Origin of the sequence: Thermoactinomyces daqus (genome assembly GCF_000763315.1) — a bacterium.
Classification (GTDB): domain Bacteria; phylum Bacillota; class Bacilli; order Thermoactinomycetales; family Thermoactinomycetaceae; genus Thermoactinomyces_A; species Thermoactinomyces_A daqus.
Genome location: NZ_JPST01000014.1, coordinates 110,846 through 121,991 on the forward strand (window position 1 = coordinate 110,846; position 11,146 = coordinate 121,991).

Here is an 11,146-nt window from a genome sequence, read left to right on the forward strand (position 1 = left end):
GCCGGGACAATTTGGCAAGTGGCGGCAGTAATTACGGGTGTGGGGAAAAGCGAGAGGATTCGGTCGGGCGAAAACATCCCCCGTCAAGGTTATTTCGCCTCTGACGCCGGAAATCCTTTTCATCAGAAGGATCCCGTATAAAAATAAAAGGCCATGTTGGAAAAAAAGGAAGGGGAAAACTGGCGACAGGATTGATCGCCTGCCGCCAGTTAAAAAAAGTTACGCTTTCGTCGCTTTTTTCCAATCGGCTTCAAATTTTTCAATTCCTTGGTCGGTCAACGGATGATGCACGATTTGCTCGATCACTTTAAACGGGACGGTTGCAATGTGTGCTCCGCTCAGGGCGGCTTGTGTCACATGCATCGGGTGGCGGATGCTGGCGGCAATGATCTCCGTGTCAATGCCATGGATTCCAAAGATCTCTGCAACGTCCTGAATCAGTTCCAACCCGTCCTGTCCGATATCATCCAGGCGTCCGACAAACGGGCTGACAAAAGTAGCCCCGGCCCTGGCAGCCATTAGCGCCTGGTTCGCGGAAAAGATCAAGGTTACATTGGTTTTGATTCCTTTTTTGGCAAAGTGGTGAACCGCTTTTAACCCTTCGGTCGTCATCGGAATTTTAATCGTCACATTTTCCGACAACTGAGCCAAGCGTTCTCCCTCTTCAATCATGCCTCGCGCGTCGCGGCTGATCACCTCGGCGCTTACCGGGCCGTCAACAATGCCGAGAATTTCCTTGAGGACTTCTTCAAAGACGCGCCCTGATTTGGCAACCAAACTTGGGTTCGTGGTCACGCCCGCCAAAAGGCCCCATTCATTCACTTCGCGGATCTCGTCAACAATCGCGGTATCCAGGAAAAATTTCATCATCCATTCCTCCAAACTCTGATAAGTCGATCACAGGCCCGGATGGTCCAGTAAATCGTTCCGCGACCAAATTAAAAGCTTATGCCCTGCCCGAGCTGCCAAACAGGCGCATTTTGCCTTTGACAACTTCTTTCATCGCTTCACGGGCAGGACCCAGATATTTGCGCGGATCAATCATATTCGGATTTTGATCCAACAGTTCACGGACGACTTTCACCATCGCCACTTGGTTCTCGGTGTTTACATTGATCTTGCCTACGCCGGCGGCAATCGCCTTTTTAATCGATTCGTCCGGAACGCCGGAACCGCCGTGAAGCACGATCGGCGCCTCGATGCTGCTCGCCACTTTTTCAATGATGTCATAGCGGATTTTCGGTTCCCCTTTGTACATCCCGTGCGCCGTTCCAACCGCTATCGCCAGGGCATCGACGCGTGTTTCTTCCCAGAAGCGGATGGCCTCTTCCGGATTAGCCAGATGAGCATCTTCTTCGGCTACTTCGAGATCATCTTCCACCCCGCCGATCGTTCCGAGTTCGGCTTCGACAGAGACGCCGACAGCATGGGCTGCTTCAACGACTTTTTTGGTCAGGCGAATATTTTCTTCAAAAGGATAATGGGAACCATCAAACATAACAGAGGAGAAACCTGCGCGGATACACTTCATCACGACATCAAAGCTGCTTCCGTGGTCAAGGTGAAGGGCGACGGGAACACCGGATTCTTTGGCGGCTACTTTGGCAAGGGCGACGACATTGTCCAAACCCATATAGCGGATTGCACCTTCACTTGCACCAAAGATAAAGGGTGAGCGCTCTTCTGCGGCTGCAGCGGCGATCGCTTGAACGAACTCAAGGTTATTCATATTGAATTGCCCTACGGCAAAACCCTCTTTTTTCGCTTGGGGCAAAAAAGCATTCATTGATACGAGTGGCATATGTAAGCCTCCTTTTTAAACCTGTATTTTATCATTTTGTCATTATAGCACTAGATATTGGAATTGGGTAGAAATCATCTCGATCATTAATAAAATTTACTTTTCGTTAAATGCAAAATTTGCCTTGCTTCATCCGGTGATGCGATCTCACGCCCCAGTTCCTTGGCAATACGTGCCACCCGCTTCACCAATTGCGCATTGGTTGCCAATTCCCCTTTTTTATAATAAATGTTGTCTTCCAAGCCAACGCGAACATGACCGCCCAAGACAATACCGAGGGTCGCCATCGGCAACTGATGCCGGCCGATCCCTGCCACCGTCCATGTTGCCCCCTCCGGCAGCTGGTGCACCAGATGCAGCAAATTCTCCGCCGTAGCGGGAATCGCTCCCGGCACACCCATGACGAAATCAAAATGAAGATGCCCAGTGAAAAAACCCTTGTTGACCAAATGCATCGCGTTAGCTATCATTCCCACATCGAAGATTTCAAATTCAGCACGGACCCCGTAACGTTCAAACTCTTCGGCAAAAGCGAGCAACTGTTCCGGCGTATTCATAAACACATCCTGCCCAAAATTAACCGTTCCCGTGGTCAATGTGGCCATCTCCGGACGCAAAGTCAGCGGTTGCATTCTCTCTTCGGCTGTCATTCCCACGGCGCCGCCGGTTGAAACCTGGATAATAATGTCAGTCCGCTTTTCGATCTCTTCGATCGCCCGGCGATAGAGCTCCTTGGATTGCGATGGCGCCCCGTTTTCATCCCGCACATGAATATGGGCGATTGCCGCCCCCGCTTCCCGCGCCTCCAATGCGGCCTGGCCGATCTCTTCCGGGGTGATGGGCAGGTATGGAGTATCGTCGCGCGTCACTTCCGCTCCGACCAACGCTGCCGTGATCATCAATTTTGACATCTCTTTCCCCTCCGAACACAAAAAAGTCAGCCTATCTGCCTTTTGGTACTACACAGGTGCCCGAAGCACGAGCGACCAAAAGGGGCTGCTCCAACACCTGAGCCCGGTAGGGGCGATCAGGGTCAACCCCGGCCTCAATCACTTTATATGCCTCAAAAGCAATCTTGCGGCTGGTATTTCCCACCCTTTCCAAACGGCCAATCGCCTCAATGAAATCGCCGGCATGAACAGGCGCGAGAAACTCCACCAGGTCGTAAGCGACAAACAAACCTTCATCCCCGTCGTGCCGAATCAGGATCTCGGTTGCGACATCGCCGAACAAGGACATGACCCGCGCCCCGTCAACCAAATTCCCCCCCGTAGTGCGCATCGGTCTGGCTCATGCGCAGTCGAATTTTCGCTTCAATCATCTCGCCACTCCTTTGCCGATTCTTAAGATGCCAGTTGCCGAATCACTTCCATTCGCAGTTCTTCAATGTCAAAAGGCTTTGTAAAATGGGTAACCGCCCCCAGCCGGCTGGCCTCGGCCACCATGTCCAGTTCACCGTAAGCGGTCATCATGATCACTTTCGCTTTATTTCCAAACTGCCGGATCCGTCGCAGCAGTTCCAGACCATCCATCCCTGGCATCTTCATATCCAATAATATGAGATCGGGCTTTTCCGATTGTATGATTTCAAGTGCCTGCTTGCCGTTGGCCGCCTGAAAAAACTCAAGATCATCCTTGGAGAAAACTTCCTTCAACAGCAAACGGATGCCATATTGATCATCCACGACCAGTACCTTTTTGTTTTGAGCCAACCGCGAAACCTCCCCCGCACCGTCAATTTTCTTTTCACCTGAATAAAGGCAAATGAAAACGATAATATTGACTATTATTTTTTTATCGATCTGCCCATTTCCTGCAAATCAAGAGGAAAATTTGACTTATAATGAACTTGGGTAATTAAGGTAAATGGGGGAAAGCCATGCGGAAAGTGATCGTCACGCCCTACAATCCTCGCTGGCCGGAGCAATTTGCCGCCGAAGCGAAAAAAATCAAAGAAGCGCTGGGTCCGGAAGCAGTCTGCATCCATCACATCGGCAGCACCGCGGTCCCCGGTCTGGCCGCCAAACCGATTATCGACCTGATCCCCGTTGTCAACGACATTGAAAAAATCGATAAACTGACCGGAAACATGAAGGCAATCGGATATGTGCCGATGGGGGAATACGGAATTCCGGGCAGACGCTACTTTTTTAAGGGAAGCGAGCAGGTACACACCCATCGCGTTCACATCTTTGCCCGGGGCAATCCCGAGATCACGCGGCATCTCGCCTTCCGTGACTACTTGCGCGCCCATCCCGATGAAGCAAGGCGCTATGCCGAGTTGAAAATCAATCTGGCAAAGCAATATCCTGCTTCCATCGAGCATTACATTTCCGGGAAAAACGACTTGATCAAGGAATTGGAGCAAAAAGCGATGCGGTGGTGGGAGACAGGCAAGCGCTGATCAGCGACAGGCTCCCGCCGCTTAAGCCCTGACGCGGGTTAAATCGACAAAATCCCCGATGCGATTTTTCGCTTTATTGTACAAGTACTGTTTATCCCGCTGCAGATACTGAAAGATCTCAAACGTCATGAGCGCGTCCTCCAAAGCGCGATGGTGTTTTCGTTTCTCCTTTTTGCCGTATTGCTCAAGCGCCTTGGTCAATCCGGTCTGATTCCGCTCGCCGTAAAAGCGCATGTATTCAATCGACAAATCTCTTTCCCGCCCTTCAAATGGAAAAGGAATATTCCAATACCGGCAGGATTTGCGCAAGACGACCATATCCATGTTTCCCCACGTCACAACAACCGTTGAACCCAACCGATAAAAAGAATGAAGGGTTTGAATCAGTTCCCGAAAGGTAATTCCCTGATCCACATCTTCCTGGCAAATCTGCAGAAATCGCTTGCACCTCTCGGTCAGGGTCGGATTGATTTCCGGTTTGACAAACGAACGATACTGGCGGATAATCTTTCCGTCTTCCACCAGCACCACACCCGCTTCAATGATTTCCGGGAAGTGAGTCCTCTCTTTTTCCGTCTTCTCCGGCATGGTAAATTCAAAGTCGATAAACAGAAGACGCTCCACCTCATAACCTCCTGCAACCCGGTCACCGGTCTTTTTCTGTAAAAGTTTGTTGCCGGCAAGGATTGGGACACCCTACAGCGACATTCCCGATGGCGTTGATGCCCCATCCCCGTCCGCCAAGCCTCATCTCCGGTTTTTTCCGACAAAACATGATCGTTTTTTGTCGGGCAAGCAGGCGACACATTCGCGTGAAAATGTGTTATAAGATAATTAAACAGTCGATGAAAACCAATCTCACTTTTCTCAACTACTACATAAGCGGAGGGGAAAAATGATCCTCACTCAACAGTTGGATATAGGCGTTTCGATTGATCAAGCATTTTCCTGGATTTACGATACCGATAAACAAAAGAAGTGGATAAGCGGACTGATCGATACCGTTTGGTTAACACCGTTTGACCCCGAAAACCCCGTGGGAAGCCAATTTAAAAGACAGTTCCGGCAAGATCATCAACTGCTGGAGCTGGAAGGGGAAGTGATCGAATTTTACTCTCCCAATATCTATGGGGTGCGCATCAACGATTCCCGCCTTCCATATGAAGAGATTTTCCGTCTAGAACCCCTGACCCCCCAAAGCTGCCGCCTGCATTACAAACGCATGATCACATCCCGAAGCCTGCTGTCGCGGGCGGTCGCATCGATGATGCTGATGTCGGCACGGGTGAAAATAAAAAAGCAACTGAAAAACTTGGTTTATCTCATTGAAACCGGGGGCAAATAGCCCCTTTTTGCACGAACATGCCAAAAAATCCCTGATTCTACTCTTATGTATGCAGACGGTCCGGGAGATAATACTTCAGTTGCTTTTTCCTTTGGTCTTCACTATCTTTTTCTCACTTATATACAAAAAATCCTTTATATTAGTTAGATTTATTCCGGCGTGTGAAGTTGCATCCTATCGGAGGGAGAAGTTGATCCCGGACTCTTGCCGCCTCATCCCCAATCTCCGGGCGCAAATGGAACTCTCTTCAGTCAAAAATCCCATCCGCGTGATCCCCCCTCCGTTTGATGCATTTGCCTCCCGGCGGAGACAGATGCCACTTGCTTGCAATCAGATAAAATTGAAAATGAATAACTGTTTTTTAAAAAGACCTATAAAAATCCTTAGAGTCACAAAATAAAACATGTTAGAATGAATCATGAAAATGGAGGCTTGCGTCCATTTCAACCGGCCGTTAAACTCGCGGGGAACGAAGAGGTGCTGCCCGCAGCCCGCCCTGCGACACTTTCACAGAAAAACAGCAACCGGATGTCCCACGGTTGCTGCTCGTTTGTGTTCAGTGAAGCACTTTTTCATAGGCGACAAAAGGGCGATCAAAATCGGGAAAATAAAACTCCCCTCTTTTCTCATAACCTTGAGATTCATAAAGGTTCATCGCCCGCTGATTGGTTGTTTTCGTATCGAGGCGAATACTTGTATACCCCTTTTCACGGGCAAAGTTTTCAATCTCCTGAACCAGCTTTTTGGCAATCCCCTGCCCCTGAAAAACCGGGTTGACGCATAAACGGTGAACAGCGAGATATTGGCCCGACCGGTCGCGCCATGATATTTCGTCATACTCCGGCGGAATAAACCGGTCAAGCGTCACGGCGGCGGCCACTTTTCCGTCTTTTTGCATCAGGTACAAGTGACCTTGTCTCAGATCTTCACTTATAATGTCGCGGTTGGGGTAATCCTGATTCCATTGGTATATGTTGTTCTTCGCCATCACTTTTTTTACATCTTCAAACATGTGCACAATTTCTTCCAGTTGTTCCGGCTGGGCTGTTGTCAACTGCATCCTACTTATCCTTTCTCGATGAAATATCAGGCATGTTCATTTCATGATCTGCAGGGAGACCGAAGGGAATTTTTCGTCTGATGGCGTTGACCGCCTTTTTCGCCGGCTGCGGATCCGAATTCCCCGGCACAGCTCGCTCCCCTGCCATGGCAACCTGCCTGCCGACAGATGGTTGGATCATGCACTATATATTTTTCCACATCCATATAAAAAAACACTTTTTGCCAAATCAGACAAAGAGAGGACTACCCATGAATTCTGTAACAAAAAGACGCACTCTTTTATCCATAACCCTGGTTTATTTTCTGGCTTATTTCGCCCTCGGTGCATTCTCCACTTTATTCGGCGTGTACCTGAAAGAGGAAATTCAACTATCCGGAACCCAAACCGGGCTGATCCTCTCCATCGGCCCGATTGTCATGTTGTTCACCCAGCCCTTGTGGGGGTTTTTAAGCGATTATACGCGCAAACCCCGCCAGTTGCTCATGCTCTCCATTATCGTTACCGGTCTGCTCGGACTTTTGTTTCTCTTTTTCGACCGATACTTTCTCATTTTTGCCGCCGCGATCCTGCTGGCCGTGTTTCAGGCGGCAATCAACCCGCTTACCGACAGTCTGACCCTGAACTACACGTCGAAAAACGGGCTGAATTACGGGCGATTCCGCCTGTGGGGTGCAGCCGGCTTCGCTTTTGCCGCCTGGGTCAGCGGTACGTTGGCGGAAATGTTCGGCCTGAAGGTCATCTTTTTCGCTTTTGCCTTCAGTCTGTGGATCAGCGCCATCTTCGCCTGGTTCATGCCGCGTGAAGGGGAATTCCGGCGGGCCGAAGTGGGCAAAGGGCTGGTCAAACTGATGCGAATGCCCCGCTTTCTTATTTTCCTGACCGCCAGTTTTTGCGTCATGGGACCACTCCTGGCCCACAACTCCTACTTCGGCCTGTATTACCAGGCAATCGGGGGAACAGTGGCCGGGGTCGGCTTTTGTTTTTTGCTGGGGGCGGGCAGCGAAATCCCGATTTGGAATACCTCGGGCAAATGGATTGAAAAACACGGCCCTCATCTGATGGCGATTTGTGCCGGTGTCATCGGCGCGATTCGCTGGTTTTTCTATTCGTTTGACTTGCCGCTGGCCTGGGTGATCATTCTCACCCTGACACAGGGGCTGACGATCGGCATTTTTTTCCCTGCCTCTTTGATTTACATCCAGTCGGTTGCGCCCCCCGAAGTGAGAACAACCGCCGTTTCTCTCAACGCCGCGATGACGTCCGGTTTGGGGAACTGGTTTTTCGTCCTTATCGGCGGCATGATTTTGGACGCCTTTGGCATTTTTTCCGTGTACCGCTTTTTCAGCCTGTTTACATTCATCGGGGTGATCCTGATCGCCGGACTGGCCTTGACGAAAAAAAAGCCGCCCTCAACAGAGCTGGCAGCAAAGGAAAAATGAAACCCATTCAAAAAAGGTGGCTGCCAGTATCGCCACCTTTTGCCTTCTTTATTACATCAAGATGATTCCCACCGCTGAAATCACGGCGATCAACAGACCGAGAGCGAAAAAGAGAATCACGATGCCATAGCCTCTTTGCGCCAGATGCATAAAGGTGAAAAGTTGCAGGATCACTTGCAGGATGGCCAAAATCAGGATGATCCAGAAAGTCTGTTCCAGACTGAGTTTATTCTCCCCGACAATCCAGAAGGCGATCGCCGTAAACAGGATCATCCAAACGAAGGAAAATACATGTTTCCAGGGGGATTCACGCTTCACCCTTTTTTCCGGTTCCCTCTGTCTCACCCAATCCGGCTGCATCGTCCATCCCTCCCGAACCGAACGTTCAGCTTGGTTAAAAGAAAGCCGCCGATCCTACACTCTACCCTTTATTTTAAACTATTTACAATTATCTGACAAGTGATGACCGCACAAAAGAACCCGGAAAACGATCCGGGCTCCGTCCATTGTGAACTTTATACATTTACCTGTTCTTTCAGTTTGCTGTTCAATGCTGCTTTGACAAACTCACGGAACAGAGGTTGCGGCCGGTTGGGGCGGGAGATGAATTCCGGATGGAACTGGGAAGCGACAAACCACGGATGGTGGTCATACTCAACGATTTCCACCAAACGGCCGTCCGGTGAGGTTCCCGAAAAACGATATCCCGCTTTCTCCATCTGTTCGCGGTATTCATTGTTAAACTCATAGCGGTGGCGATGCCGTTCATAGACCAAATCTTTCCCGTAAGCCTGATGAGCACGGCTGTTTTGCTCCAGTTTGCACGGATACAGACCCAGCCTCATCGTGCCGCCTTTATCTTCGATTTCTTTTTGTTCCGGCAGCAGGTCAATAATCGGGTACGGGGTGGACGGGTCAATTTCTGAGCTGTGCGCCCCTTCCAATCCGAGTACGTTGCGTGCCCCCTCGACACAAGCCATCTGCATACCGAGGCAAATCCCCAGGAACGGAATTTTGTTCTCCCGGGCGTAACGGGTGGCTACCAGTTTCCCTTCAATCCCGCGGTCGCCGAAGCCGCCGGGCACGAGGATGCCATCCACATCTCCGAGCAAGTCATCCACATTTTGCTCGGTCACGTCTTCGGAATTGACCCATTTCACCTCAATGTCGGTGTCCCGTTCAAACCCGGCATGGCGCAGTGCCTCCACCACGCTCATATAAGCATCATGCAAGGCTACATATTTGCCGACGATGGCGATCCGGGTCGTATGGGTCAAGTTTTTCACCTTTTCCACCAGGCGAATCCAATCGGTCATATCCGCTTTTCCGCATTCAAGCCCCAAATGCCGGACCACGATTTCGTCCAATCCCTCTTCCTGAATCATCAACGGAACTTCATACAGCGTTTCCGCATCGCGGGCCTCGATCACCGATTCCCGGTCGATATCGCAGAAAAGGGCGATCTTCCGCTTCAATTCCTCGGACAGAGGGTGTTCCGTGCGGCACACAATCACATTGGGCTGGATGCCGATGCTGCGCAATTCCTTGACACTGTGTTGCGTCGGTTTTGTTTTTAACTCACCGCTCGCCTTAAGCATCGGAACCAATGTGCAGTGAATATACATTACATTTTTGCGCCCGACATCGCTTTTGATCTGGCGAATCGCCTCCAGGAACGGCAAACTTTCGATATCGCCGACCGTCCCACCGATTTCCGTAATCACCACATCGGCACCTGTTTCCCGTGCCGCCCGGAAGACGCGATCCTTGATTTCATTGGTAATATGGGGAATCACCTGCACGGTTCCGCCCAGATAATCACCGCGCCGTTCTTTATTGATCACGGCAGAGTAAATTTTCCCTGTGGTCACGTTGCTGTTTTTGCTGAGGTTAATATCGATAAAGCGTTCATAATGGCCCAGGTCCAAATCGGTCTCGGCCCCGTCATCCGTCACGAACACTTCGCCATGCTGATAAGGACTCATCGTACCGGGATCGACGTTAATGTACGGATCAAACTTTTGAATGGTTACTTTCAGGCCGCGATTCTTGAGTAATCGTCCCAATGAGGAAGCCGTGATTCCCTTGCCCAGTGAGGAAACCACACCTCCGGTTACAAAAATATATTTCGCCATAATGATCTTCCCTCCAAAAATAGGATGCCCCAGTTATCAAAAAATAGAAAAGAGCGCCCCCGGTTTAGGGGCGCTCTTTTGAATCCGTTCATAATGAGCCCAAAAAATAATTTATCGTAGGCACGTTTTCTTGTCAAGGCTTAAAGCTCTTCGTCATCGTCTCCGTTTTCCGTCTCATCATCCAATTCCCCGAACGGATTGTCTTCATCGTCGTCCAAGGGGAGATCGAGATCATCTTCGTCCATGGCATCGAGATCGTAATCCTCGTCCTCATCCTCATACAGATCACTGTCCAATTCGTCGTCCAGATCATCCTCTTTGATGTTCCCGGCTACAGCCGAATCCGTAGCCTGCTCGATCGGATACCATTCACGAAGCCCCCACAAATTCCGTCCCACACAGACAAAACGGCCGTCAATGTTGATTTCCGTATAGAGCTGCGCAATGTATCTTGTGATATCTTCTTCGGTAAATCCTTTGATCTTGGCGATTTCATCCATGATCTCCCGGTAGATCATCGCGTCGCCTTTTTCCTTCAACAGGTTGTAGGCCAAATCTACCATGGCGGTTTCTCTGATCTTCTCCAAAGCGAGGTTGTCACTCAAGCTGGACACATCCTTCCCAAATATAGGTCGTCCCGTAGAATCCCTATTTTTCTCGTACAACTATTTTATCCAAAAACCGGGGGAAGTCAACCAAAAGAAGGGATTATCGCTTTTCAGCGCCCCCTTTCTTCTACAAATTCGTGATTCCCCCTGTTTATGCCTTCATATCTTCTGCCAACACACCTGTTAACCTGAATCCTGTCTTTGTTTTGACAGCAAAAAAAGGGCCTCTGTATAAGGCCCTCAGCATGTTTACAAAGTCCTGAAACAGGATTCCACCGGTTCTTGATGCTTCCCCGCTCCTTCATCGAAAAGCCGCGGCAAAAAAGCACCAAGCCCCTTCCCTTCAGTTCC

13 protein-coding genes are annotated in these 11,146 nt (G+C 50.0%); 3 read left to right on the forward strand and 10 right to left on the reverse strand.

The window, feature by feature from the left end; genetic code table 11:
- Window positions 1-219: 219 nt before the first annotated feature.
- The 5 genes from fsa to JG50_RS0107160 all read right to left on the reverse strand — a co-directional run bounded on the left by fsa (window position 220) and on the right by JG50_RS0107160 (window position 3,513).
- Window positions 220-867, reverse strand: a complete 648-nt coding sequence (fsa, locus tag JG50_RS0107140) for a fructose-6-phosphate aldolase (protein WP_033100420.1) — start codon at window positions 865-867, stop codon at window positions 220-222.
- 79 nt (window positions 868-946) lie between these two features.
- Entirely contained in the window at window positions 947-1,801 is an 855-nt protein-coding gene (gene fba, locus JG50_RS0107145; RefSeq protein WP_033100421.1) for a class II fructose-1,6-bisphosphate aldolase, read from the reverse strand.
- 86 nt (window positions 1,802-1,887) lie between these two features.
- On the reverse strand, window positions 1,888-2,712 hold the full coding sequence (gene kce, locus JG50_RS0107150) for a 3-keto-5-aminohexanoate cleavage enzyme (protein ID WP_033100422.1): 825 nt from the start codon (window positions 2,710-2,712) through the stop codon (window positions 1,888-1,890).
- A gap of 31 nt (window positions 2,713-2,743) precedes the next feature.
- The gene (locus JG50_RS18155; protein ID WP_235281637.1) at window positions 2,744-3,082 is read right to left on the reverse strand and encodes a hotdog domain-containing protein; all 339 of its coding nucleotides are present in this window, start codon (window positions 3,080-3,082) and stop codon (window positions 2,744-2,746) included.
- A gap of 62 nt (window positions 3,083-3,144) precedes the next feature.
- Entirely contained in the window at window positions 3,145-3,513 is a 369-nt protein-coding gene (locus tag JG50_RS0107160; RefSeq protein WP_033100423.1) for a response regulator, read from the reverse strand.
- Between the two features lie 167 nt (window positions 3,514-3,680).
- Between JG50_RS0107160 and JG50_RS0107165 the strand changes: the two genes are divergently transcribed.
- Complete coding sequence (locus JG50_RS0107165) at window positions 3,681-4,205, forward strand: GrpB family protein (protein ID WP_033100424.1); 525 nt, start codon at window positions 3,681-3,683, stop codon at window positions 4,203-4,205.
- A gap of 21 nt (window positions 4,206-4,226) precedes the next feature.
- On the opposite strand, the gene kapD is transcribed toward JG50_RS0107165, so the two are convergent.
- The gene (kapD, locus tag JG50_RS0107170) at window positions 4,227-4,829 is read right to left on the reverse strand and encodes a 3'-5' exonuclease KapD (RefSeq protein ID WP_033100425.1); all 603 of its coding nucleotides are present in this window, start codon (window positions 4,827-4,829) and stop codon (window positions 4,227-4,229) included.
- A 271-nt stretch (window positions 4,830-5,100) separates the two neighbouring features.
- On the opposite strand from kapD, the gene JG50_RS0107175 reads away from it, so the two are divergent.
- Window positions 5,101-5,550, forward strand: a complete 450-nt coding sequence (locus tag JG50_RS0107175) for an SRPBCC family protein (protein ID WP_033100426.1) — start codon at window positions 5,101-5,103, stop codon at window positions 5,548-5,550.
- 556 nt (window positions 5,551-6,106) lie between these two features.
- Here JG50_RS0107175 and JG50_RS0107180 read toward each other — a convergent pair.
- Entirely contained in the window at window positions 6,107-6,610 is a 504-nt protein-coding gene (locus JG50_RS0107180; protein WP_033100427.1) for a GNAT family N-acetyltransferase, read from the reverse strand.
- 251 nt (window positions 6,611-6,861) lie between these two features.
- On the opposite strand from JG50_RS0107180, the gene JG50_RS0107185 reads away from it, so the two are divergent.
- Window positions 6,862-8,052 carry an MFS transporter gene (locus JG50_RS0107185; protein ID WP_052154092.1) on the forward strand — a complete coding sequence of 397 codons (1,191 nt, stop codon included), beginning with the start codon at window positions 6,862-6,864 and terminating at the stop codon, window positions 8,050-8,052.
- Between the two features lie 51 nt (window positions 8,053-8,103).
- On the opposite strand, the gene JG50_RS0107190 is transcribed toward JG50_RS0107185, so the two are convergent.
- From JG50_RS0107190 to rpoE, 3 genes are all read right to left on the reverse strand, one after another.
- Window positions 8,104-8,412 (reverse strand): cytochrome C oxidase subunit IV family protein, encoded by a 309-nt coding sequence (locus tag JG50_RS0107190; RefSeq protein WP_052154093.1) that lies wholly within the window; start codon window positions 8,410-8,412, stop codon window positions 8,104-8,106.
- 155 nt (window positions 8,413-8,567) lie between these two features.
- The gene (locus JG50_RS0107195; protein WP_033100428.1) at window positions 8,568-10,187 is read right to left on the reverse strand and encodes a CTP synthase; all 1,620 of its coding nucleotides are present in this window, start codon (window positions 10,185-10,187) and stop codon (window positions 8,568-8,570) included.
- Between the two features lie 140 nt (window positions 10,188-10,327).
- A complete protein-coding gene (rpoE, locus tag JG50_RS0107200) occupies window positions 10,328-10,792 on the reverse strand; it encodes a DNA-directed RNA polymerase subunit delta (RefSeq protein ID WP_033100429.1) in 465 nt (154 codons plus the stop codon).
- Window positions 10,793-11,146: the final 354 nt, after the last annotated feature.